Source organism: Campylobacter sp. RM16192 (genome assembly GCF_004803855.2).
Classification (GTDB): Bacteria; Campylobacterota; Campylobacteria; order Campylobacterales; family Campylobacteraceae; genus Campylobacter_A.
Genome location: NZ_CP012552.1, coordinates 252,489 through 276,420, shown reverse-complemented (window position 1 = coordinate 276,420; position 23,932 = coordinate 252,489). Strand labels below are relative to the sequence as shown.

The 23,932-nt window shown below is 35.0% G+C and carries 21 protein-coding genes; all 21 read right to left on the bottom strand.

The window, feature by feature from the left end; genetic code table 11:
* Positions 1-78: 78 nt before the first annotated feature.
* The 21 genes from CDOMC_RS01420 to CDOMC_RS01320 all read right to left on the bottom strand — a co-directional run bounded on the left by CDOMC_RS01420 (position 79) and on the right by CDOMC_RS01320 (position 23,885).
* Positions 79-486, bottom strand: a complete 408-nt coding sequence (locus CDOMC_RS01420; RefSeq protein ID WP_172129610.1) for an acyl-CoA thioesterase — start codon at positions 484-486, stop codon at positions 79-81.
* Between the two features lie 97 nt (positions 487-583).
* Positions 584-2,410: an invasion protein CiaB gene (gene ciaB, locus CDOMC_RS01415; RefSeq protein ID WP_172127311.1), complete on the bottom strand. Its 1,827-nt coding sequence runs from the start codon at positions 2,408-2,410 to the stop codon at positions 584-586.
* An 89-nt stretch (positions 2,411-2,499) separates the two neighbouring features.
* Positions 2,500-2,802: a hypothetical protein gene (locus CDOMC_RS01410; RefSeq protein ID WP_172127309.1), complete on the bottom strand. Its 303-nt coding sequence runs from the start codon at positions 2,800-2,802 to the stop codon at positions 2,500-2,502.
* Positions 2,803-2,882: 80 nt separating this feature from the next.
* Positions 2,883-5,327, bottom strand: coding sequence for a molybdopterin-dependent oxidoreductase (locus CDOMC_RS01405; RefSeq protein ID WP_172127307.1), 2,445 nt, complete (start codon positions 5,325-5,327; stop codon positions 2,883-2,885).
* A 35-nt stretch (positions 5,328-5,362) separates the two neighbouring features.
* On the bottom strand, positions 5,363-5,941 hold the full coding sequence (locus tag CDOMC_RS01400; protein ID WP_172127305.1) for a hypothetical protein: 579 nt from the start codon (positions 5,939-5,941) through the stop codon (positions 5,363-5,365).
* Positions 5,942-6,060: 119 nt separating this feature from the next.
* Positions 6,061-7,179 (bottom strand): DNA adenine methylase, encoded by a 1,119-nt coding sequence (locus CDOMC_RS01395; RefSeq protein WP_172129609.1) that lies wholly within the window; start codon positions 7,177-7,179, stop codon positions 6,061-6,063.
* Between the two features lie 16 nt (positions 7,180-7,195).
* A complete protein-coding gene (luxS, locus tag CDOMC_RS01390; RefSeq protein WP_172127303.1) occupies positions 7,196-7,702 on the bottom strand; it encodes an S-ribosylhomocysteine lyase in 507 nt (168 codons plus the stop codon).
* Positions 7,703-7,813: 111 nt separating this feature from the next.
* Positions 7,814-8,227, bottom strand: coding sequence for a hypothetical protein (locus tag CDOMC_RS01385; RefSeq protein ID WP_185768468.1), 414 nt, complete (start codon positions 8,225-8,227; stop codon positions 7,814-7,816).
* 12 nt (positions 8,228-8,239) lie between these two features.
* Complete coding sequence (locus tag CDOMC_RS01380; RefSeq protein ID WP_172127299.1) at positions 8,240-9,118, bottom strand: class I SAM-dependent methyltransferase; 879 nt, start codon at positions 9,116-9,118, stop codon at positions 8,240-8,242.
* A 122-nt stretch (positions 9,119-9,240) separates the two neighbouring features.
* The gene (gene fldA / locus CDOMC_RS01375; RefSeq protein ID WP_172127297.1) at positions 9,241-9,732 is read right to left on the bottom strand and encodes a flavodoxin FldA; all 492 of its coding nucleotides are present in this window, start codon (positions 9,730-9,732) and stop codon (positions 9,241-9,243) included.
* A gap of 14 nt (positions 9,733-9,746) precedes the next feature.
* Complete coding sequence (locus CDOMC_RS01370; RefSeq protein ID WP_172127295.1) at positions 9,747-10,472, bottom strand: hypothetical protein; 726 nt, start codon at positions 10,470-10,472, stop codon at positions 9,747-9,749.
* The gene (locus CDOMC_RS01365) at positions 10,473-10,793 is read right to left on the bottom strand and encodes a DUF2325 domain-containing protein (protein WP_172127293.1); all 321 of its coding nucleotides are present in this window, start codon (positions 10,791-10,793) and stop codon (positions 10,473-10,475) included. It lies immediately after the preceding gene.
* A 305-nt stretch (positions 10,794-11,098) separates the two neighbouring features.
* Positions 11,099-14,677, bottom strand: coding sequence for a pyruvate:ferredoxin (flavodoxin) oxidoreductase (gene nifJ / locus CDOMC_RS01360; protein WP_172127291.1), 3,579 nt, complete (start codon positions 14,675-14,677; stop codon positions 11,099-11,101).
* Between the two features lie 166 nt (positions 14,678-14,843).
* Entirely contained in the window at positions 14,844-15,494 is a 651-nt protein-coding gene (locus CDOMC_RS01355) for an HAD family hydrolase (RefSeq protein WP_172127289.1), read from the bottom strand.
* Positions 15,495-15,585: 91 nt separating this feature from the next.
* Entirely contained in the window at positions 15,586-16,587 is a 1,002-nt protein-coding gene (locus CDOMC_RS01350; RefSeq protein WP_172127287.1) for an OmpA family protein, read from the bottom strand.
* A 188-nt stretch (positions 16,588-16,775) separates the two neighbouring features.
* Entirely contained in the window at positions 16,776-17,165 is a 390-nt protein-coding gene (gene rpsI / locus CDOMC_RS01345; RefSeq protein ID WP_169975796.1) for a 30S ribosomal protein S9, read from the bottom strand.
* A 2-nt stretch (positions 17,166-17,167) separates the two neighbouring features.
* Entirely contained in the window at positions 17,168-17,596 is a 429-nt protein-coding gene (gene rplM, locus CDOMC_RS01340) for a 50S ribosomal protein L13 (protein WP_172127285.1), read from the bottom strand.
* A 77-nt stretch (positions 17,597-17,673) separates the two neighbouring features.
* Complete coding sequence (locus CDOMC_RS01335) at positions 17,674-20,478, bottom strand: RecB-like helicase (RefSeq protein ID WP_172127283.1); 2,805 nt, start codon at positions 20,476-20,478, stop codon at positions 17,674-17,676.
* Entirely contained in the window at positions 20,475-22,811 is a 2,337-nt protein-coding gene (locus CDOMC_RS01330; protein ID WP_172127281.1) for a PD-(D/E)XK nuclease family protein, read from the bottom strand. Before CDOMC_RS01330 ends, CDOMC_RS01335 begins: the two co-directional genes overlap by 4 nt.
* Complete coding sequence (locus tag CDOMC_RS01325) at positions 22,808-23,299, bottom strand: FixH family protein (protein WP_172127279.1); 492 nt, start codon at positions 23,297-23,299, stop codon at positions 22,808-22,810. Before CDOMC_RS01325 ends, CDOMC_RS01330 begins: the two co-directional genes overlap by 4 nt.
* Positions 23,289-23,885 (bottom strand): hypothetical protein, encoded by a 597-nt coding sequence (locus CDOMC_RS01320; protein WP_172127277.1) that lies wholly within the window; start codon positions 23,883-23,885, stop codon positions 23,289-23,291. Before CDOMC_RS01320 ends, CDOMC_RS01325 begins: the two co-directional genes overlap by 11 nt.
* Between the last annotated feature and the right edge of the window lie 47 nt (positions 23,886-23,932).

Sequence of the window (23,932 nt, the reverse complement as noted above, 5' to 3'; positions counted from 1 at the left end):
ACACTAAATTTTAAGATGCCTAAAATACGTGCTTGGGATGTGGTTATTACAAAAATGCATATTAAAATTAGCTGTGAATTAAAACCCGTGCAGCCTCTTTAACTCTTCATCGATTGGCTTTTTATGCCCGTCTTTTGTGACACTTACGTAAGTTGCGATCGCGCTTGTAACGTGTATGCACTCGCGAAAGCCATCTTTGTTTAGTCTTAGAGCCGTTACTTCTATCTGCGTTTTTATTGAAGTTTTGCCCACTGCAAGAATTTTTGCATAGCAGCTAACCACATCTCCGATAAAGACAGGCTCTTTAAAGATAACCTCTTGCATAGATATCGTCACAACCCTTTCAGGCGCTACTTCACGCGCGGCGGTCGCTCCCGCAAGGTCGATCTGGCTCATTATCCAACCGCCAAATATATTGCCCGCAGAGTTTGTATCCTTCGGCAGCGCAACCAGCTTAATACGCGGCTCACCCATTGAACTTAACATTGAATTCATTAAATTTCCTTAAATCATTTTTTCCAAAATTGTAGCAAAATTAGCCCAATAACTAAATATGTAATAAAAATATAATTGGCTAATAATTTTATATCTTGCTACTCCATCTCTCCCACTCACCGCTTTCATCGACTTCATTGCCTATCTGCTTATACTTATTGTAATAAAATTCAACAAATTCTTTAGTTTTTTCATCAATAGGCAGATAGCTAATACCGTCATATTTGCAAAATTTAGCTAAAAACTCGCCTGCTTTTGCTTTTTTTGCATAATGAAGTGCTAAATTTTTATAGTTTTGCATACAAATTTCTCTAAATTTCTCATAGCTTTGAGGAGTGAAATTTACACTAATGCTGTCATTTTTAAAACTTAAAACTCCTGCCTGAAAAAGTAAGCTAAGATGAATGAGTCCTTCGCAATAATACGCCCTCACCTCATCAACCTCTCTCCAAGCAATAAGCCCTACCGAACGCGCTATAAGCTCGTGAAATACTGGCATCTTATACTCTTCATCCTCATGTAAAAAGAAGTTCACAAGCCCACCGGTAGTAGCCTTATACTCCTCTATAAATTTAAAGAGTCCATCTTCATTCATAATCTTTTCACTATCTTCATTTATAAATAAAATATGTCCGAATTCATGACCTATAGTTGAAATTTCATAGACCTTTTTCCAGACTTCAGGTTTTGTAAATAGAATTTCTCTACCAAAATTTAAAAACTCTTTATCAAAAATTTCACTTGAGAGTCTCATAAAAGGCCTAGATTTAGCACTCTCATATACATGATCAACAAATGCGAAAATCTTCTTGCCACATTTTTTGCTTACCAGTTCATCATTTGGCACTACTTGAGCCGAAAAAAGTCCGTTAAGTTCCGCTCCATAATAAATCATAGGATTTGAAATATATACTTGAGTTCTTTTTACATTTACATTGACTTGAGTATTTAAAACCTCGTCTTTGACACCAATATCTTTGCAAATTTGATCATAACTCTCTAAAATTTCATCCTTAAATTTATTCTCGTCAAAACTACTACTCTGAGCCAATCTAATATCCCATTCAAGAGCGACGGTATGAGTATAACTATCCTCATAGTATTCAAGAGGATGTCCTACTTGCAATGGCGATCTAACATCCATCCATGCGATCTCAGCTTCTTGCCAAGCGGCTATAACTCTTTCGTTTTCACGTTCGCAAAAGGCATTTTTTAGCTTCTTAAAATAATTAACATAGGCTTTTTGCTCACTATTTATAGCCAAATTTTCAAGCCTATCTATCATAATTTCAAATTTTTCTTTAAGTGCATTAACTTCATTATCAAATGCTAATGCATAAGGTTTAAAATCATATTTTCCATCTGTTTTTATAACGGCTCCGTAGCTTCTATCAGCTTTTTGTCCGTTTAATTCAGTATGAAAAAGTCTATTATCATCTATAAATTTTAAAGCCTCACTCATATCGGAGAATTTGTCTTTAAATTCACTATTTGTAGTTTGTAAAATCAATTTATCCCAAGCTATTTGCCAATCATTGATAACTAGCCCTAATTCATGCACTCCATCAAGCAAAACCATATAAAAATCATCTAAAATTCTCTCTGCTCTTATCCTATCTATAAGCTTTTGATGTCGCTTTTCATAAAATTCTTTTACATAGATAAACATAAGATCCTTGATCTTTCTTATCTCATCCTTGCTTCGTTCAAGCTTTTTTAGCTCATTTTCTAACGGCTCTTCCTTAAGATCCACAATACGCCTTAAAAGCGCTATTTTTTCACTTTTAGTCCCTTTAAAATTGGCTATTTTTAGAGCTTCATCCAAAATTTCATTTTTATCAAGCCTCTTATAAAGTCCGTTTAGTTCATCTTTGCTATCTTTAATAATTTGTGAAATTCTTGCAAAATCATTCATTATTATCCTTTGATTTTTTATTTTAAATATTGTAGCTTAAATTGATTATGTTTATCAAGTAAAATTTGAATATAAAATAAGATTTCAACCTATTGATAAGATTGCGCAGGCTGCATAAGCTCTATTGCTTCTTTGATTGACTGGGTAGCTTTTATACAGACATTATATCTGTCGCTTAAAGTATTTATTCTCTCAAGACCCTTATTAAAGGCATCTTTCATCTTTTTGACCTCGGCTTGCTCATGTTTGTTATTTTCAGCTCTGGCGTCTAATATTCTAAACATCTCATAAGCTGTTTTCTTATACTCTTCGCAAGGATCATTAGGCTCTGATACAATGGCAACGCCAAATGCTAAGACCGAAGTTATCATTAAAAATAGAATTTTTTTCATATTTTTCCTTTTAATTTTTAGCACTATGATAACATAAAACAGTTTAGAGAGTTTAGCCCAAGAAACCTTGGGCTAAATTTTTATAGAGATTGGATGATGGTAGGTTTTGAGAATGCTTTTATAGGTTTAATCTCGCCTTTAAATTTCTCAACCTGTGCTAGAGTTGTGTGAGCTGTGTTGCTTTGAGCTAGCTTACTTGTACCTTTGTCACGAGTTAATACGTTTACGCAACCATGTTGGCAAAGGCTCTTTTCTCCCCATTTTTCAGGATCATACCATGCACCTTCACATATTGCAGCAACCTTTTCTTGGATAAGATCAGTTATAAGAACGCCTGCTAAAATTTCACCGCGATCATTAAATACTCTTACGATGTCACCATTTGCAAGACCTCTTGCTTTAGCATCTTTTGGATTCATCAAAATAGGCTCTCTACCGCTAACCTCAGCAAAATTTCTAATAATAGAGTTATTTAGTTGAGAGTGTAAGCGATATCTTGAGTGAGGGCTCACTATATGTATTGGATATTTTTTAGCCTTTTCACTACCAAGCCATTCAAACGGCTCTAGCCAAGTAGCATGACCAGGGCAGTCATCATAGCCATACTTAGCTACTGCAGGAGAAAAAATCTCAATCTTGCCAGATGGTGTTCCCAGGCGATTTTTTACAGGATTTTCTCTAAATGCCGCTAGTCTAGTGTATAGCTCTGTCTCTTTTTTATCTTGTTCAAATCTTACAAAGCCCTTTTCCCAGAACTCTTCAAATTTAGGCATTTGTACATTGAGATTTTTTGCTTGAGTTGCTGCATCGTTATAGAATTCTTTAACCCAATCAAGCTCTGATTTTCCCTCTGTAAATACTTCGCCAACGCCCCATCTTTTACAAATTTGCTCACAAATCCAAAAGTCGCTCTTGCTCTCTCCCATAGGATTAATGATAGGTCTATATGCTACGATATATTCGCCGTTTGGAGCGGTTTGGTTGATGTCGTTTCTCTCAACTTCGATAGCCACAGGGAATACTATATCAGATAACCTTGCTGTACTCGTCCAATAAGGCTCTGCGGTGATAACTGTCTCAAATTTCTTCCATTGTTTAACGATATTATTTACATCTTGGTGACGTGTAAACATCGAACCTGATGCATTATAAGCGACTCTCATATGTGGAAGCTTTATCTTTTTACCGTTATGATCTATTTCTTTGCCTGGATTTTCAAGTGCTTCGATAGAGCGTGATGAAGGAATAGTTACATTTTTAAATTTTTTCCAAGGAGAGTCTGGCGTCTCATATTTTTCACTGATTCTTGTGCTAAGACCCTTTAAAACCGGAGCTATCTTATCTCCGGCGCCGCCTGAGTTATATCCTAAACTAAACTCGAACCCAAGACCCTCCTTACCGATATGTCCTAGCATAGCGTTTAGAGTAACTAAAGCCCAGAAAATTTGCTCTCCGTGGTCTGCTCTTTGAAGTGCACGACCTATTAAAATAGTAGTAGGCTCTTTTGCTAGTTTTTCTGCGAATTTAGCTATATATTCAGGTTGAACACCACAAATTTTACTAGCCCACTTAACATCTTTAACAATCTTATCCTCCACACCAAGCAAATAGTCTTTAAATTTATTAAATCCAACCGTATATTTTTTAATAAACTCAGCATCATAAAGATGATTTTCATATAAGTGGTGGCACATTCCAAGCACCATTGCGGTATCGGTATTTGGTACAACTATTATAGGTTCAGAGCCTAAATAGCGAGCAGTATCGTTAACCATTACGTTTACGCTATAAGTTTTTATGCCTGATTTTTTAAGATCTATGATGCCAGGATAGTTAGAGTGAAGTGGAGGAATAGAACCTATTTGATTTGTAACTATCGGATCGGTACCCCAAAATACTACGTTTTTAGCATTTTTAACAACGGCTTTCCATTTGGTTGGTGTATCATAAACCGAACCGCTTCCCAATACATAAGGCATTATAGTAAGACCTGCTCCCGTCGAATAATCATCAGTCTCCTCAACATATCCGCCAAGAATTTTTAACATTCTGTGAGCTACGGTTCTGCCCCAGCCTACTTTACCGCTACCGCCCCACCAGTAGCACTCGCCGTAGATACTTTCAGGGCCATATTTGTCGAAATTTTCTTTTAAAGCCTTAGCGGCAAGATCAAGAGCTACATCCCAGCTAACTCTTACAAACTCTTCATTACCTCTTAATTCACTTTTTGCAGGACCTTTAGCCTTTAGATAGCTTTTTCTTACCATCGGATAAAGAACTCTGTTTTCGTTTTGAATCACATCCGGCAGCGAATAATTCATAGTATTTGGGAATTTATCACCTTCAAAATCACTTACAGAAACGATCTGCTCTGAATTTATATTGGCCCAAAAAGTTCCAAATCTATTTGCTCCAAAAACTTTCTTATTGTCAAAAATAGTTTTTGTAACACCATCAATCCTGCTAGCACTCAAAGAGCTAGCTCCAAGAATAGCTGAGGTCTTTATAAAATCTCGTCTTTTCATATTCTCCCCTTTTCTAAATATTGGTTTCTTTAATTTTAATAACTTTCTTTAGCGTTATGCTGCAAATATTTTGTGATTAAATTTAAACTATTTTCATCTATTGCAGTATAACCGGCATCAATCATGCCTTGCAGGCTTGCAGGCCACTGATTAGCTGTAAAATCATTAGGCTGATGCAGTCTGTGACAGGCAGAACAGCTCTCTTCGTATATTTTTTTTGCTTGGTCGTACAAGGCATCCTCATCGGCTATTATAAGCTTTGAATCAACCTCATAAACACCGCTTACTTCATGCCAAATTTCACCATAATCATCTTCTAATTTCTTATTAAAAACAAAATTACCGTCAACATCTTCATTAAAAACAACAAAAACTTCAGCATTTGGGATACTTCTTTGGATTCTCTCTTTATAATTATCCGCAACTACTCCTTGTATTTTTATCCTAGTTAAAGATTGTCCTTTTTCTACAATTTCAACAGGAGTTAAAACCTCTATTTTTCCTATGTCTTTGCCGTTTAAAAAAATTGCAGTTGTTTGAGATATAAAATCCCCTGCAAACATCGAACTAAAAGCCGTAGCGGTAATCATCAAAGATATAAGTTTATTTTTCATAAAATTTCCTTAAAAAATAAAGTTAATGAAATTTTATTAAAATTGAACTTAAAATTACATTGATATATTTAGTAGTTTTATAATTTATTGAATATATATGAAAAAGATGAATTACTAACTTATTTTTTAAGTATATAAAGAAGTTCGTTTACATGCAAATTTCTACTGTTTAGATTTCTGCTTCCACGAAATGTATTATATTTTTTTTCTTTTAGCTCCACTTTACCAAATTTTTTAAGGTTTTTATCAAAACTCTCCTTGGAAATAAAGCCTTCCGAGTTAAAAGAAATTAGCACAAATTTAGCTTTCAACTTACCAATCAGCTCAAAAAACGCTTCAGCTGTGTTTGCTCTTTGATTATAAACGGAGCGATTCCAGTTTTTAGCTATGCCAGAAACTTTTGAAATTTCACTTGGGTGTTCGTATTTGGCGATTAAATTTAGCATGAAGTAGTTTGAGCCGTAAGGGTGTTGATTATAAGGCGGATCAAGATAGACTAGATCGATCTTATCAAGCTCACTAGCCAGTAAATTTGCGTCCTTTTGCATAACTTCAAATTCGACGTTGAAATTTGAAAAAACAGGCATTTTAAGCTCGATAGGAGTTAAAATTCTCTTTAATGCATTTCTTCCTTCGCCGCCAAACTGCCCTATTTTATCTTTGTTTTTATAAAAGCCCTTAAAAACTCCACTTGTATTTGCATGTACGCTAGCAGAGTGCAAAAGTGGAGCCAGAAAAAACGGCTTCAGCTGCTCATCCAAAAGCTCAATGCTAGCCCTTGCTGTATCGATATAGCGCGCATTATAAGGAGTATAAAAAACTCTATCGTTTGGGGTTATATTTGCCTCATCTTTTGGCGAGTAAAGCTCAGTAATAAAACCGCTTTTAAGCTCGCTTTTTATCTCTTTTTTTATTTTTGCTAGGCTAGTTTTAAGCTCAGCTTTAAGCTCAGGTGTTAAATTTGCAAGGTAGCATTCGTTGGTAATTTTGGAGTACAGCTCAAGGTCGTTTGCAACGATAAAATTTGCGTGCTGCTTTAAAAACCTAGCTACGATTCCAGAGCCCGAAAACATATCACAACAGCTTATTTTATCTTGCTTAAGCTCGCTTTTGGCATGCAGTATACCTTGCTCTATAAAGCCAAGCAAAGAGCGCTTGTTACCAAGATAGGTTAAAATTTGCTCGGTTAAAAAAGCCTTGTTTTCACTTAAATTTTCAGGCTTTGCACAGCTAATCATCCGCGTCAAATTTCGCTCACAAACCCATAGCTTTTAGATCAAGTTTGATTTCGTCGTTGTTTATGATGCCAAGTCCGCTTTTTAAAATTTTATCGGCTATCGAGTGCGCTTCATCAAGCGAGTGCATCTTATATGTACCGCATTGATATACGTTTAGCTCTGGGATTTCGCTTTGGTTTTTAACGTTTTTAACATCTTGCATAGAGGCTAGCCACGCCTGTCTTACTGTATCTTCGCTAGGAGTGCCGATAAGACTCATATAAAAGCCAGTTCTGCAACCCATCGGAGAGATATCGATGATCTCAACTCCGTTGCCGTTAAGGTGATCTCTCATAAATCCTGCAAAGAGGTGCTCAAGAGTATGGATGCCCTTTTCAGGCAAAATTTCCTCATTTGGCTTGCAAAATCTAAGATCAAATACGCTTATATCATCGCCTTTTGGCGTTTTCATCGTTTTAGCTAGGCGAACTCCGGGTGCATTCATCTTTACGTGATCTACACAAAAACTATCAAGTAGCGGCATATCTATCCTTTTTTTTCGTAAGATTGTAGCGAAAATTTGATAAAACCTCAAAGAAAAGCAGCTGTTGCAAATCTGGTTTTACGTTTTTAGATTAAAATAATTCAATAAAATTCAGTGCTTAGAAATATTTGAAGCAATTAAATTTAAAATAAAAATATACAAAAAGCTTGCTCCAGCTAATAGGGCATAGATAATGTTTTGATGGGGCTCATTTGTTACAAAAAACAATTTTAATAAATATATTTGAGATAGCAGACAAACACCAGTAGATAATAATGAAAATAATATGAGATAGAATAATGAAAATTTTTTTAAAAATGTAAAAAATTTAATAAAAATATAAGATGCCAAAAAATAAAAAATGATCTGTAGTAGATCTGTTTCTTTGTTTTGACTAGCTGAATTAAAATCTATATTAGCATCCGCAAAAGCAATTGCAACTATGGGCAATGAAGATAAAAACCCCATAAATATAGCCCATTTAATAGGGTTTTTCTCTGAAAATTCTTTAAAATTTAGTAACATAAGCAAAAATAACTATTTTCTATCACTATGCCATATAGCAATCGAACCCGGATTAAACGGATCTTGAGAAAATCCAATCTCCAATACTGCACCATCCACTTCTATTATCTTGTTTTTAGAAGCTTGCTTTAGCATATCTGTAAAATTGACATTCCAGCCTTGCTGCACCATAAATTCCATATGTTTTTGACTTATAGGACCCGTTATATGCATCTGAAAACCAAATGGTTCAAGATGTACACATCTAACGTGTTTGGCACATTTAGATACAACTTCAAACCAATTATCTGGAATTTGCATTACCTGCTCAATAGAGTGGCAAGTAAATAAAAATACTCGCTCACCAAAGTCAATATCTAACTTCGGCTCAAGATGGTTAAAATGAAAAAATTTAGCATTCATATTTGGAGTTGCTTTAGCCAGTTTGCTGGCAAGTTCCACACCACTTTTTGTAAATTCTCCACCATAATACGGGATATCAGCAGATCCGCCTCTATAAAATAGTTCAAACAAATTTCTTCCATATCCACATCCAAGTTCAACAATAGAATCATAAGGCCCCGTCTCATCAAAAATATCGATAAGCATATCGACAAAGTTAAAATTTGCATAAAATGGTATTATAATCTCATTACCCCTAATAGAGCTTAGTCGCATTATAGGAATATTAATCGATTCAGATATCACATTTGTAGGATCTCCCTTAATCCTTTCCCATGATATCACTTCATCACCTGTTATTGATATTCGATATTTACGCTCTTTCTTTTCAAGCTCTTTAATTGCTTGGTAGCCATTCATCCCGCGGCTTAAGCACTCGCTCATAAACTCTGCTCTTATTTTCCAGGCTTTTTCATAAAATTTTTGCCACTTTAAATTCTGAAATGCCATTCTTGCTCCAAATGTTTAATATTTAAAAATATTTTAGCTACAAAAGGCTTAAATTTAGTATTTTTTAAGTAGATTAATATAAGATTTATTTTAAAAAGGTCCCCTGAATAGGGGAAGATGTTTTATGCGAAATTTGGTTTTATCTGCTCGATCCAAGCCAGAATTCTTGGCTCTGTTTGATCGCTTTCATTGTCGGCATCAAGCGCAAGTCCTACAAATTTACCACCGCGAACAGACTCTGAACTCTCAAAGCTATATCCGTCGGTTGATACGCTACCTACGACCTTTCCACCTTGTTTTACGACGTGATCGTAAAGCTTGCCCATAGCGTTGCAAAACTCATCGCTATAGCTCTCGCTATCGCCCATTCCAAATACTGCAACAGTCTTACCACTAAGCTCAAGTCCTTCAAAATCAAACGCGTCCCAATCATCTTGCAAGTCGCCACTCCCCCAAGTAGAGGTGCCAAGGATGAGCTTATCAAAGCTATTGATCTTATCCGCATCACAATCGCTTACGTTTAAAAGCTCGTTTTCAAGCCCTAAATTTTCAGACAAAAATTTTGCCGCCTCTTCAGTATTTCCCATACTGCTTCCAAAAATTATTCCTATCATAAACTTTCCTTAAATTAAAATACGTTATGAACGATGGTGTAAGGAACGAGCTTAAGCCTAGCCTCACCGCCATAGTTTCCGCAACAAGTATTAACCTCTATGTGCTTTAAGAAGTTTGTGTTGCGCGGAAAAACAACAAACATCCTATCAAATCCGTTCTCGTCAAGAGCTTTAAAAGCCCTTGCGATTTCGTAATTTGCCAGATGAAACCTATCTTTTGAAATCTCCTTAAAGCTAGGCAAAACTCCAAAAATTTTTCTGCCGTTATGCTCCGCAAAGATTATGCCGTCTTGAAAATAAACATTTTTATCAAGATGTTTTTTACGGATTTTATCATAAACAAACTGAGAAAACATTATATCCGCATCAAAACAAATTCCGTTTTGTGATTTAAGTAGCATGAGCAGCTTTGCGGCAGGGTGTTTAGGAGTACCTGCTATAACTGGAATTTCATCTAAATTTCCATTTTTAAAAGCATGGATTATAGTATTTGAAGCCACACAAAAGCTAGTTGGTTTTTTAAAGCTTTGATGTTTAAATTTGCATAACTCATCAACTCTTTTTAAAAAGATATTTTGCAAGCCAAGCCCGAATTTATAATAATTTTTAGGGATTTTTAGCTCATCTTCTACGCATGAGTTATACAAATTTATAAAAATTTTTGCTTTTTTTACCCTATCAAGCTTTGAAAAAATATTTGGAGTTATTTCTCCAATATCTAATAAAAAGCCGAATTTCATTTAGCAATCTTTTGATTTGCATTTGAATTCCTTGTCTAGCCCAAAGACCTTGCAGTATTCGCAAAATACGCAACTAACGCTTCTTTTTGCGCATACTATCGGGATATTTCGTTTTTTGGCTTGAGTTTTTATTGTCTTCATTGTGTTGTGATTTAAAAAGCTCGTTAGCATCACAACGCACTCTGTATCTTGAGGGATTGGTTTGCGATTTACTCTGTTTTCGTTTCTTGCATCCCAGTGCTCTATCTTCTCTGCGCCCAAATCTTTCAAAACCGCTTTTATCGGCGTTATCTCGTCGGCTCCGATTACTAAAACTGACATATAAACTCCTAGCTTTTTATTTGTCTTGATATCGATTATTATAAACTATCTTTGCTAAATTATTTCTTAGTTCTGATATCTATTATCAGTTTAGTGTAAATTTGTAACATGAATTTTAGTTTGTAAATTTTGTAGCTATTCTTAAAATTTATACTTGAATTTATTGTTTATTTTAGCAAGTCATGTAAATTAAAAGTCCGAATCTATATAGAAAAAATGCTAAAATTTTAATCACAAAAGCATTTATTTTTGGCATTTAAAGAGTAAATTTGACTGCACAAAAGCACAGTCAAATTTATATATTGTTAGTTTTGGGTTTGGTTTTCTTCTTTAACTTCAACCTCATCGCTAAAATCAGCCACCGATAGGCGTTTTAGCTGGCGGTATCGACGTTTAGCGTCATCTTCATTTTTCTTTAAAAGCGCATCTGCGTGCTCTGGATTTGTCTTTTTAAGCGCGCTATATCTAACCTCATTTAGCAAGAACTCTTCATAAAGGCTCCAGTCAGGCTCTTTAGATGTCATCTTAAGCGGATTTTTACCCTCTTTAGCAAGCCTTGGATCATAGATATATGTAGGCCAGTAGCCGCATTTTGTCGCAAGCTCTGCTTGGTTGCCAGAGTAGCTAAGTCCACCTTTGATACCGTGAGCTATACAAGGCGAGTAGGCTATCACGAGGCTTGGTCCGTCATACGCTTCAGCCGCTAAAATCGCTTTTATCGTATTTGCTTGGCTTGCGTTTGAGTTGATTTGAGCTACGAAAATGTTTCCGTAGGTCATAGCGATATAGCCTAAGTCTTTTTTCTGAGCCGGCTTTCCTGAAGCGGTAAATTGCGCGATAGAGCCTGCGCGGCTTGATTTTGAGCTTTGACCGCCGGTATTTGAGTAAACCTCAGTATCAAGCACAAGCACATTTACATTTTCTCCGCTTGCAAGTACGTGATCAAGTCCGCCAAATCCTATATCATACGCCCAGCCATCACCGCCAATGATCCATTGAGATTTTCTAATGAGATATTTTTTCAGGCTTAAAATTTCTTTTACGCCCTCAACTTCTAAATTTTGCTCTAAAATCGGCACTAAAATTTTAGCTATCTCTTTAGTTTTAGCGCTATCGTTTTTAAATTCACACCAGTCAGTATAAAGTGCGCTAAGTGCGTTTGGAACGCTATTTTTTGTGCGAAGCATGATATCTTCTATACGGTGGCGGATAGTTTGAGTAGCCACCTCCATGCCCATACCAAATTCAGCATTATCCTCAAACAGCGAATTCGCCCAAGCTACGCCGTGCCCGTCTTTATTTGTAGTGTATGGAGTTGAAGGCGCGCTTCCTCCATAAATCGAGCTACAACCTGTCGCGTTTGCCACTATCATATGATCACCAAATAGCCTTGTAACAAGCCCTAGATAAGGCGTCTCTCCACATCCCGGACAAGCAGCATGGAACTCAAAAAGAGGCTGAGCGAAGCTTGAGCCTTTAACGCTTTCTTTGCTCATCAGATCATCTTTATAAGTTACATTTTTAAATAGATAATCCGCGTTTACCTGCTCATTTTTCTCTTGCTCTTCTTCAAAAGGCACCATTACAAGGGATTTTTCCTTGCTTGGGCAGTTTTGCGCACACAGCTCACATCCTGTGCAGTCTAGGATACTAACTTGAATTTTATATTTTAGCCCTTTTAGCTCCTTGCCTTTTGCGTCTAAAACGTGATCTTTTACAGTTTTAGGAGCCGCTTCAAGCTCGTTATCATCGATCAAAAACGGACGTATAACAGCATGAGGACATACGAAGGCACATTGGTTGCATTGGATACAATTTTCCTCGATCCATTTTGGCACCATGACACCTACACCGCGCTTTTCATAAGCCGTAGTTCCTGACTCAAAGTGTCCATCTTCATAGCCCAAAAACGCCGATACAGGCAAGCTATCACCCTTAGCCGCATTTATCGGTTTTACTACCTTTTCGACAAAATCGGTTCCGATATATTGTTCTTTCGTATCGCTCTCATCGCTTAAATTTGCCCAAGCAGGATCTACAGGCACTTTTACAAGCTCACCGGCACCCATATCGATAGCCTTGTAGTTCATCTCAACTATCGCTTCGCCTTTTTTGGAGTAAGCTTTGTGAGCGTATTCTTTCATGTATTTTTGAGCATCTTCAAAAGGTATGATGTTAGCAAGCTTGAAGAAGGCTGATTGCATAATGGTATTTGTACGGTTCTTAAGCCCGATATCGTGAGCTAGCTTTGTAGCGTTGATGATGTAGAAATTTACATTTTTGCGAGCCAAGATTCTCTTAACTCTGTTTGGAATTTTAGCGATGGTTTCATCTGCATCCCAAATTGAGTTTAATAGAAACGTTCCATTTTGTCTTATGCCGTCAATTACCTCATAAAGCTCAAGATAAGCCGCCACCGAGCAAGCCACGAAGTGCGGGTTTGAGACAAGATAGGTTGATCGGATAGGATTTTTGCCAAATCTTAAATGCGAGCGTGTGTAGCCACCTGATTTTTTACTGTCGTATGCGAAATAAGCCTGCGCGTAAAGATCGGTCTTATCACCGATAATCTTAATCGAGTTTTTGTTGGCTCCAACGGTTCCATCCGCGCCAAGTCCGTAGAATAGACACTCTTTTACGCTATCGTCACTTAGTGAAATTTTCTCGCCCACTTCAAGAGATGTGAAAGTTACGTCATCTACGATTCCTACGGTAAAGCCGTTTTTAGGCTCATCAAGTTTTAAATTTTCAAATACCGCGATCATTTGCGCAGGATCGACATCCTTTGAGCTAAGCCCGTATCTACCGCCAACTATGATAGGCTGAGTCTTGCTTCCGTAAAACGCAGCTTTTATGTCAAGATATAGCGGTTCGCCCAAGCTGCCCGGCTCTTTTGTGCGGTCTAAAACGGCAATTTTCTTAACCGAATCAGGCATAACGTCAAATAGATATTTTAAGCTAAACGGACGATAAAGATGAACTTTGATAATACCAACTTTCTCGCCATTTGCTCTTAAGTGATCAACTACCTCTTCAAGCGTTTGCGTAACCGAGCCCATCGCTATAACCACACGCTCGGCATCAGGATCGCCGTAGTAGTTAAACGGCTTATATTCGCGCCCTGTTATCTTTGAAATTTCAGCCAGATAATCAGCCACGATATCAGGCACCGCATCATAAAAGCGGTTAGTTAGCTCTCTGGTTTGAAAGTAGATATCATCGTTTTGCGCCGTTCCTCTGGTCTTTGGACTTTCCGGATTTAGCGCTTCGTCTCTAAATTTTTGCACCGCCTCTTTATCAAGAAGCCTATCAAAATGTGCATAGTCCATAACTTCTATTTTTTGAATTTCATGGCTTGTTCTAAACCCGTCAAAAAAGTGTAAAAACGGCACCCGTCCTTTAATCGCAGCAAGGTGAGCAACACCCGCAATATCCATAACCTCTTGAACCGAACCGCTTGCAAGCATAGCCCAGCCGGTTTGGCGACAGGCATAGATGTCTTGATGATCTCCAAAGATAGAAAGCGCTTGAGCCGCGATAGAGCGAGCACTTACGTGGATAACTCCAGGAAGTAGCTGGCCTGAAATTTTATACATATTAGGAATTTTTAAAAGCAGACCCTGAGAAGCCGTGTAAGTAGTAGTAAGCGCGCCTACTTGAAGCGAGCCGTGAACAGTTCCTGCGGCTCCGCCTTCGCTTTGCATCTCGACAACTTTAACCGGCATGCCAAATAAATTTTTCTTGCCTGTAGCCGCCCAAGCATCGGTATAATCAGCCATCGGAGAGCTTGGAGTTATCGGATAAATTCCTGCAACTTCCGTAAAGGCGTATGAAGCATACGCAGCCGCCTCGTTGCCGTCCATAGTTTTCATAATTTTACTCATTTATTTGCCTCATCTTTATCATAAAATCTTTTATTATAAAACGAAATTCCAAAATATATGATTAATCGAGAAAATTATTGAGTATTTTAAGATGAATTAAAAGTATAAATTTATTACTAATGAATACTAAAATGGATTTACAGCTTAAATTTTTAATAAATTTATTCTATAGTTTTGCTATAAACTCAACTGCCTGAAGTGAATTTTCAAAGATATGATTTGAACATTTTTTTAAATTTTGTAAATCTTGATAACCGCACAAAAGAGCCAAGCCTTCTATACCAGCTGATTTTGCTGCCATCATATCCATACATGTATCACCTATCATAAATGCAAGTTTTTTATTTTGCTCATTATCTTTACCTAGATTTTTAAGAGCTAAATTAATAGGCTCAGGGTTTGGTTTAGGGTGCACTATATCATCTCTGCCAACTACTGTTTTAATAAATTCTTTAATACCCAAATGTTCAAGTAAATTTATAGAAAATTTAGAAGTTTTTGTAGTAACAACTCCTACATCAGCAATTTTGCTAGCAAGCTCTACAGCCTCTTTAGCAAAATCCAAGAGAGTTGTTCGGTCTAGATAAATTTGTTTATAGCAAGCCTTATAAGCATCGATATAATTTTGAATCAAATCTTTATCTACTCCAAGATCGCCAAACATAACATCAAGAGGATGTCCGACAAGAGACTTTACTGCATCGTGGTCTGGCGTCTGCTTATTATGGACTTTAAATGCTGTATCAAACCCTGTTAAAATAGCTGGAGTAGAGTCTATAAGTGTGCCATCCAGATCAAAAAGTATCGTTTTTTTCATTTGTTTTCTTTAGTTAAAAAGTAGATAAAAAATTAGGCTTTATCGTTATATAGCGATAAAGCCTAAATAGTGTAGTCTATTATAGTCTAAATTATTTATTAAATTTAGCTTCAACGCGTCTATTTTCAGCACGTCCTTCTTTTGTTTTATTGTCAGCTACTGGTTTAGCCTCACCATAACCTACAGTTGTAATCTTGCTTGAGCTTACACCAAGATTCTCAAGAGCTTTAGCAACAGCATTTGCTCTCTTCTCCGATAATTTTAAGTTGTAAGCTTCGGCACCAGTACTATCAGTATGGCCTTCTAAAACTACACGGTAGCTTGGATTTTCACCCATAAACTCAGCAACTTTTTTAATCTCATCAAGATATTTTGGTGTTATTTTATAACTATCAAATGCAAAATTTACACCTAAATCTCTAAGTACAATAACTTTCTCACAACCGGTTTCATCAACTACAACACCCGCTGGAGTATTTGGGCATTTGTCAACATCATTTAAAACACCATCATTATCATCATCAAGATTTACAACTTTTGGCATTATTGGTTTTTCTGGAGCAGCTACAACTACTGGAGCGGATTTCTCGATAAATCCTACAGCAAAGCCAAGTGTATAGAATAGATTGTGATCTCCGTGCTCAAATTTGATAGCATCTACAGCCTCTACCCGAAGCGCAAAGTTATCTGTAACTTTATATTTTAATCCTAAACCATATTGTCCGAATCCGCCATCTTCATTATCTACAAATTTAGCGGATACATCTTCCCAGCCAGCACCAACTAGTCCGTAAAGTGAAAAATTATTAGTTAATCCAAAATCCTTAATAACGTTTACAAAGTATCTTGCTGCATTACCTTTTACACCAAACTCTTTAATATTGTTTGAGTAATTAAAACCAAGTTCAACTTGATCTAATAATGAATTTTCAAGATTTCTTCCGACTCTTAAGCCTATAGTAGCGTGTTCATTTGTGCCAAGATTTCCTTCTGGATGAACTCCTCCTATAGTTGGAGTTAACTCGTAGTTATATGCTGAATCAGCAGCAAAAAGAGCTGTAGCAGCAATTAAAGCAATAGCAATCTTTTTCATAGAATATCCTTTCTTATGATTTTTTAATAAAACCATAAATATTATTTTATATATATTTAATAAATTTTATTTAAATACTTCATTTGTACTTATAAATATTTATCAAATACAAAGAAAATTCTCAAAGTCTTTGCTTTGAGAATTAAACTAAATGGGATCTCAGATATACCAAGATCCACAAAAATATATTAACGTTTAGAAAATTGCGGACTACGTCTTGCTTTTCTCTTGCCGAATTTCTTACGCTCAACTACACGAGAGTCACGAGTTAGTAAACCTTTTGGTTTAAGAACCGCTCTAAAATCACCGTCCATTGCAGCTAAAGCACGTGAAATTCCGTGTCTTAAAGCCTCAGCCTGAGCTGAATATCCGCCTCCTAAAGTAGTAGCAGTAACATCCACAAGGCTCTCTTGCTTAGTAACTAGAAGAGGTTGAACAACCTTTAGCTTGATAGCCTCATGCCCACCAAGCCAGCTATTTAGATCCATTCCATTTACTACGATTTTGCCGCTTCCTGACTTTATCCAAACTTTAGCGACAGCAGTTTTTCTTTTTCCAGTTGCATAAACTTTTGCCATAATTATTTTCCTTCTTTTTTAGCGATTTGAGCTGTATGAGGATGTTCGCTACCCGCATAAACTTTTAGTTTTTTTATCATCTCTCTACCAAGTTTTGTCTTTGGAAGCATTCCGCGAACCGCAAGCTTAAATAGCTTCTCAGGTTTATTGGCTACCAAATCGCCAAATTTCTCACTTTTTGTACTTCCGAAATAGCCAGAATGTCTGTGATATAGCTTATCTTCAGCTTTGTTATTTCCTGTAAATTCTACTTTTGAAGCGTTGATGATGATAACATAATCTCCACAATCAACGTTTGGAGTAAAATTTGGTTTATTTTTGCCACGAAGTATTGTCGCAACTTCGGTTAGCAATCTACCAAAACGCTTGCCTTCCGCATCAAGGACAATCCAATCTCGTTTAACCTCGTTTGGCTTTGTTGTTTGTGTCATTTTTTTACCTTTGCCAATAATTTTAGAACGTGATTTTATTTAAAAATAGCTTATATAAACCTTAATTTAAGTAGTTTTTAAATTTCAATATATTGAATTTTATTTTTTAGAGCGTAAAATAATACAGCTTTTATCTTAAGATTTGGATAAAATTTACTTATAGCATCTCTATAGTTCGTTATTTGAGATATGTTTTCATCGATACTATTATCGCTTGTCTTATAATCTATTATACAAATTTCATTATCATCAATGCACATAAGATCGATCTGCTTTAACGAGCCATTAAATTTCAAAGGCTGTTCTTTATATATCTTTTTATTGGTAGTAAACTCTATAAATTTCTCGTCTTTTATTAAATTTAATCCTCTTAAAAATAGCTCTTCAAGCTCATCATTAGAAAGAAATTTATGAAATTTATTAAACATAGCAGATCTTGCCACCCACAACGCTCTCTCATCAAATTTAGCCGTCATCTCAAAGAGATAGTGAAATGCTAAACCTAGATATATGGCATTTTGATTTTTTGCCATACTATCTTTTTTATTATCAATATCCTGCCTTGCAACCTTGATAATATCTATATCTTTGCTATTTCTTACTTGTTGAATTTCATCTTTTTTACTAGGTATAATTTGACCAAAAGTAAATTCTTTCAAATCAAGATACTCTACAATTTCCTGACTACTTTTTAGCTCATAAGCGGTAAAAAAACTAGGATTTCTTCCATCTGGATTACTTTTTTTAATAACAATAAGACCACAAATAGCTCTAGTAAAAGCTACGTAAAGTTTATTTAAATTCTCTTCTTTTTCAAGCTCTTTGGCTCTATTTTTAAGGTTCTTAAAATCCTCATCAAAACTCTCTTTTTTGATATTTTGCTTTATCTTCCAGCCATCTTTCACATCATATTCGGCTAAAAAACTGGAACTATCGCTTTTAGAACCTCCTATCTTGTCGCATACTATGACATTTTCAAACTGAAGCCCTTTTGATTTATGCACAGTCATTATTTTTACGCCTATACTATTTTTAGCGCTTATTACGGCATCAAAGCTATCGAGATTAAAAATAAAATCCGCTAAATTTTTAAATTCTCTTGCAAGTTCAAAAAGCCTTAAAATATCGATATTTGAAATATCAATATTTAGTTTTTTAGCAAGATAATTTAGGCTTAAAAAAGCTGGTTTAGATGGGTTGATATCAAGTAAATAAATTTTGGTGTCAAGCAAAGCTTCTACGTTTAACTTATAAATTGGATCATTAAAAAGACAAAATTTAGCATACTCTACTATCGCTCTTACATAAGGACTTTGAAGCAAAGAAGACGTGCTTTCCGATACAGAATTTATACCTGCGCTTTCAAGAGCGGCTGAAATAGAGTTTATATCCTCATTTTTCCAGCAAAGCACAGTGATATCATTATCTTTGACTCCGTTTTCAAGTAAAAATTTAACTTGATTTAGTAATTCAATAACTATATCATCATTGCTTACTACTCGCAAAAACCCGTAATCATCGCTATCTGGCTTAAAATATTCACACCAAGAATCAACTCTTAAGTTTAAAATCCTATCATCTTTTTTAGTGCTTGCGAGCTGCTCTTTGAAATCTGAAATTTTGTCCTTAAAAATTGCATTTGTAAATTTTACTAAAGCGGCAAAACTTCTGTAATTTGTATAAAGACTTGAGCTTTTTATCTGTATAAAATCATCTTGCAATTTAGCAAAAAGCTCCTTTTTACCACCTCTAAATCTATATATACTTTGCTTGATATCTCCTACGTAAAAAAAACTTCCAAGTCCGTTCTGTCCGTATCCTGATAAAATTTCAGATATCAAAGGAAGCATTATCTCGTATTGAGTTACGTTAGTATCTTGAAATTCATCAATTAAAAGATGATTTATCCGTCCATCAAGCCTAAAATAAAGCACTTGTGCATCGAAATTTTTGCAAAGAAGTTCATAAGTTAATCTTGAAATATCACTAAAAGTTAGACTGTTTAACCTTCTATTAAGTGCTAATTTGACACTTTTATAAATCTGTAAAAATTTATTAAGTTCGCTTAGTTTGTAAGCTTCAAGCTCGTCAAAATATAGCTTTAAATTCGCCTTTAATTCCCAAAAAAGCTCATCAAGCTCAGGCGAATAAATTTTAGAATATGTGCGGTAGTTTAAACTATCCCTTTCTACAAAAGCACTCTCAAGCAGCCTGATTGGTTTTTTTGGCTCAAAACTCTTTAGAGCCTGGTCGCTTGCATCTTTTTTTAATGCATATTCATATAAATTTCTAAGGCTGTTTTCTACCGCAACTTCGCTTGGGAATTTAGAGTTTTGCACACACTTTATCTCGCTAAAATTATCATAAAACATCTCAAGCGCATCAAAAAAGCTATTTTTACTATTTTGAGCCGATATGATAAGGTTGGCAAGCGCTTTTAAGAGAGCCTTATCTTTTGAAATTTCAAGTGCAAACTCGGCTCTTTGCAGATTTTCTAAGCCAGAAACTATTTTAAAATCAGAACTTAGCCCCATATTTAGACTAAACTGTCTTAAAATCATCGCAAAAAACGAATCAAAGGTAGTAATTTTAAGATTTCCTTCTAAAAATTTAGCCAACCTTGCATCTCTTAGCCCTAAAATTTGCTCTTTGCTTTGATTTAAAATTTTAGATATCTCTTCTAGCTCACTTAGTTTTTTTTCAAGATTTAAAAATGTCTCTACGACACGCTCTTTCATCTCATTTGCAGCCTTTCTGGTAAAGGTCAAGGCTACAATTTCATTAATATTTGCACCGCTTAATATAAGCGCGATAAATCGCACACTAAGAGCGAAGGTCTTACCGCTGCCAGCACTTGCTTCTAGGGCTAAAAATGGCTTCATAGTTCGCCCTTACAAATGATTTTGTACTCGCAATATCTGCATGCCACACCTACATTGCGACTAAAATTTATCTCACTTTTGTTTATTTTTTTAAGATTTTCAAGTTCTATTCGTAAATCTTCTATACTTGAAGCAGATTTAACTAACTCCATATCGCTTTTTAAATCATAGTAAAAAGCCTCGCATTTAGCTCCCACAAGAGCCTCATAAAAAGGAAGTTGCAATGATTTTTTATCAAAACTTCCACTCTTGTAATCAATTAAATTTATATCGCCATCTCTCTTATCTATCCTATCGATAAAACCTGTCAACATTATTCCTTCAAAGCTGCGACTAAGCTCTTTTTCACAGGCTTTAACTCTCCAACCCTGAACAAATCTATCTTGCTCTTTTTTGGCAAATTTTTCAAAATTTATCATCAAAATTTCAAAATCAAGAGGCGAGACTTCCTTACTACTTAAAATTTTTTCAAATTCAACCAGATCAAATTTTTCAAATTTATTATAATACTCGCAAAGCGCCGTATGAACAGCATTTCCAAGTGATGTATTTTGGCTATCTTGAGGCATCAAAGCTGGCTTAATTCCTAAAATTTTAGAATAATAATATTTCCTAGGACATGTTAAAAATGTGTTTAGCTTAGAAAATGAGAGTGGCATGGCAAAAAAATCATGCCTTAAAATTACTTCATCATCAAACGCCCTTAGTCTAGTTCCATCTTGCACTCGCGATAAAACCTTAGCATACTCGTCATCTCTAAAATTTATATCCTTAATAGCTATAAACTCATTTAGAAATCTTGAAGGGATTTTTTCCTCATTTACTAGATAACAAATCGCTGTTTTTTTGGACTCATTTATGAGATTTTCATAATAAAATCTTTGTAAATTTTCTCTATCTATATAGCTTATAAGACCTGCTTTTTCTCTAACCTTTGAGTTTAAAAACATCTCGTTTACGCTACGTTTTGGTATCAAATCGTCGTTAAAATCAACAATAATAACACCGTCAAATTTCATTCCGCGACTCTCCAAGATACCTATTACGTTTATCTTGCCACCGCCTATGTCGTCAAGTTTGAGAGTATTTAGCTTCATAAGGAAAATTTCACAAATTTGTCTTAGCGTAAAGTTAAAATATCTAGCCAAATTTTCTATATAAAAAAGCTCTTCGAAAACTAAATCTTCGACATTTTTATCATCTTGCAGAGATAAAATTTCATTTATAAGCTCTTTAAAAAAATTAAATTTGCAACTCATTTCAAAGTGATTTTTAAATTTATTAAAAAGCTCGTTTTTAACTCCAAAAGAGTCTAAAATAAACTCAAATTCATTAAATTCAAATCTGTTTTGAGTGTCTAAATTTACTCTTTTTTTATCGTTTATTGCAGTTACAATATATTCTATAGTTTGAAAAAACTTTGTATTTTTAAAGCTCTCTCCCATAGCAAAGTTAAAAATTCGGTTAAAATCGTGCATTGCAAGAAGCTCGCTAAAGCTCTCATCCGGCAAAATCACTGCTATTTTTTCAGGCTCAATCCCATCTCTTATAAACTCGCTTGCTTTAGCCATAACATAAGCACACTCAAGGCTAGCTGTAGCAAAAGATCTGGTCTGAACCTCTCTTTTTTTATTGACAGTTCCGATATTTTTAAGTGTTTTATCGCTCAAATTTAGTTCAAATTTTGAATACTCGGCAAAATTGTTAATTCCTGAAACTTGAGAAATTTTATCTACTAATTTTTTATTAAATTTACTTGTTTGAAATATGATTTTAAGAGTGGTAAGAGATGAAACTTTATTTAAAATTTCCCATTCAAATTCACTTAAAAATCCGTCTATTTCTATGATAATCTCGTCAAATTCACTGATATAATCTTCATTTAGATTATAAATTTCAGGCAAAACTATATCATCGTATAAATTCTCTTTTTGAAGTAGCTCTTTATATCTATTTAGCACGGCTTCAAGTATAGTCAAATGCTCTTCAAAATTGGCGTAAATATCGCTAAATTTAATATCTTCTATGCTCTTTTTTTGAATTGCAAGCTCTTTAAAAAAGCTAAAAAGATAGTCATTATTTTTTAAAAATGCAAAAAATTCATCGGGTATTTTAAGCTGCTCTCTAGCCTCTTTTACGCTCGCACTAGCTCTTTGCATAAGCACCAGCAAATATACGCTATCGGCTTCAAAACGATCTTTTACCAAAACCGCCTTTTTTTCAAATTCGGCTATAGTAATCGCCTTGGGTATTAACTGCTCTTCAAATTTTGAGTTAAAATCACGAATTTTACGTGAGTTTGTAAAAACAAAAAGTCTATTTAAATCTATCACTTCGCTTCAATTTCAAATTTATAAAATCCGGTATCGGTGCCGTCATTTAGCTTTAAAAGCAGCTGCCATCTACCTTTTTTAGTTAATTTTACACTCTTTGTAATTAATTTTTGATTTTGCCAAATCGCCTCTAAAATTTGATTTAGCTCATTAGTTTCTGGTCTGGTTAATAAAATTTGAGTGTTAAGATTAGCAGATTTGTTATCTTTTGGAGTTACGGTAAATTCAAATATAGCTTTAAGAAAATCGTTATGTTTTTCTAGATTTACACTATTAAAAACGACACTGAATTTAGAATCAAACTTCTTTTGACTTTCGTGAATTTTATTGATATTCTCATCTACGTTTTGATATCTGTCCATATAAAAAGTATCCATCTGAACGGGATTTTTAAGCGCAATCATAATCGTAGCTATACAGGCTATTACGATAGCTATGATAGAGAACACGATAGCGTATGGCCAAAATGTCTTTGTATTATTTTGCATTTTTATTCCTAAATTTCTTAACTGACATCACGACTATCACAAGAATTATTGAACCGTATACGAAAAATCTGATGATCTCAAGAAAAATTTTATTTGAACTACCTAGCGCATTTTCTAGTTTAATGCGCTTTGACGAAGCTATCTGCTCAGCTAAATCAGCATATCCGTTAAGCATAGCGGCATTATAAATATCTTTGCCATTTTTTGAAGTAAGTATTGGTAAAATCGAACCACTAGATGGGTACGGACTTAAAATTCCCTCTTTATTAAAAAGCTTAAGAGTTTCATTATCGGCAAAAATTTCAACTTTATGTTCAAATTTAGACAGCATCAAAAATGCAAAAGGTGGCTTTAAATCTAACTCGCTAAAAGCCTCTTTTAAATTTTTTCCATTTAATTTATCAAATACGCCTATGCCTACATAAATACCCGATTTTTCAAATAACTCGTCACCTATAAGCTCTATTCTTTCAGCAACTTTATCACTTAAAATTTTTTGATTTACGAGAACAATATCTTTTGAAAAGGTAGAAGTTAAAAGTAAGGTAAGGGCGATAAGTACGCCCTTAAAATTTATAAATTTCATCCTATAAACAAGTGGTTAGGAGTTAAAACCGCCCATGCACAAATTAT

What these genes read in the sequence shown, in the direction of transcription:
- rplM (WP_172127285.1), bottom strand. Translation starts at nt 17,596, where the DNA reads ATGACACAAACAACAAAGCCAAACGAGGTTAAACGAGATTGGATTGTC.
- CDOMC_RS01400 (WP_172127305.1), bottom strand. Translation starts at nt 5,941, where the DNA reads ATGAAAAATAAACTTATATCTTTGATGATTACCGCTACGGCTTTTAGT.
- CDOMC_RS01350 (WP_172127287.1), bottom strand. Translation starts at nt 16,587, where the DNA reads ATGAAAAAGATTGCTATTGCTTTAATTGCTGCTACAGCTCTTTTTGCT.
- CDOMC_RS01420 (WP_172129610.1), bottom strand. Translation starts at nt 486, where the DNA reads ATGTTAAGTTCAATGGGTGAGCCGCGTATTAAGCTGGTTGCGCTGCCG.
- CDOMC_RS01355 (WP_172127289.1), bottom strand. Translation starts at nt 15,494, where the DNA reads ATGAAAAAAACGATACTTTTTGATCTGGATGGCACACTTATAGACTCT.
- CDOMC_RS01325 (WP_172127279.1), bottom strand. Translation starts at nt 23,299, where the DNA reads ATGCAAAATAATACAAAGACATTTTGGCCATACGCTATCGTGTTCTCT.
- CDOMC_RS01335 (WP_172127283.1), bottom strand. Translation starts at nt 20,478, where the DNA reads ATGAAGCCATTTTTAGCCCTAGAAGCAAGTGCTGGCAGCGGTAAGACC.
- CDOMC_RS01405 (WP_172127307.1), bottom strand. Translation starts at nt 5,327, where the DNA reads ATGAAAAGACGAGATTTTATAAAGACCTCAGCTATTCTTGGAGCTAGC.
- luxS (WP_172127303.1), bottom strand. Translation starts at nt 7,702, where the DNA reads ATGCCGCTACTTGATAGTTTTTGTGTAGATCACGTAAAGATGAATGCA.
- CDOMC_RS01395 (WP_172129609.1), bottom strand. Translation starts at nt 7,179, where the DNA reads ATGATTAGCTGTGCAAAGCCTGAAAATTTAAGTGAAAACAAGGCTTTT.
- CDOMC_RS01365 (WP_172127293.1), bottom strand. Translation starts at nt 10,793, where the DNA reads ATGTCAGTTTTAGTAATCGGAGCCGACGAGATAACGCCGATAAAAGCG.
- CDOMC_RS01410 (WP_172127309.1), bottom strand. Translation starts at nt 2,802, where the DNA reads ATGAAAAAAATTCTATTTTTAATGATAACTTCGGTCTTAGCATTTGGC.
- CDOMC_RS01320 (WP_172127277.1), bottom strand. Translation starts at nt 23,885, where the DNA reads ATGAAATTTATAAATTTTAAGGGCGTACTTATCGCCCTTACCTTACTT.
- ciaB (WP_172127311.1), bottom strand. Translation starts at nt 2,410, where the DNA reads ATGAATGATTTTGCAAGAATTTCACAAATTATTAAAGATAGCAAAGAT.
- fldA (WP_172127297.1), bottom strand. Translation starts at nt 9,732, where the DNA reads ATGATAGGAATAATTTTTGGAAGCAGTATGGGAAATACTGAAGAGGCG.
- nifJ (WP_172127291.1), bottom strand. Translation starts at nt 14,677, where the DNA reads ATGAGTAAAATTATGAAAACTATGGACGGCAACGAGGCGGCTGCGTAT.
- rpsI (WP_169975796.1), bottom strand. Translation starts at nt 17,165, where the DNA reads ATGGCAAAAGTTTATGCAACTGGAAAAAGAAAAACTGCTGTCGCTAAA.
- CDOMC_RS01385 (WP_185768468.1), bottom strand. Translation starts at nt 8,227, where the DNA reads ATGTTACTAAATTTTAAAGAATTTTCAGAGAAAAACCCTATTAAATGG.
- CDOMC_RS01380 (WP_172127299.1), bottom strand. Translation starts at nt 9,118, where the DNA reads ATGGCATTTCAGAATTTAAAGTGGCAAAAATTTTATGAAAAAGCCTGG.
- CDOMC_RS01370 (WP_172127295.1), bottom strand. Translation starts at nt 10,472, where the DNA reads ATGAAATTCGGCTTTTTATTAGATATTGGAGAAATAACTCCAAATATT.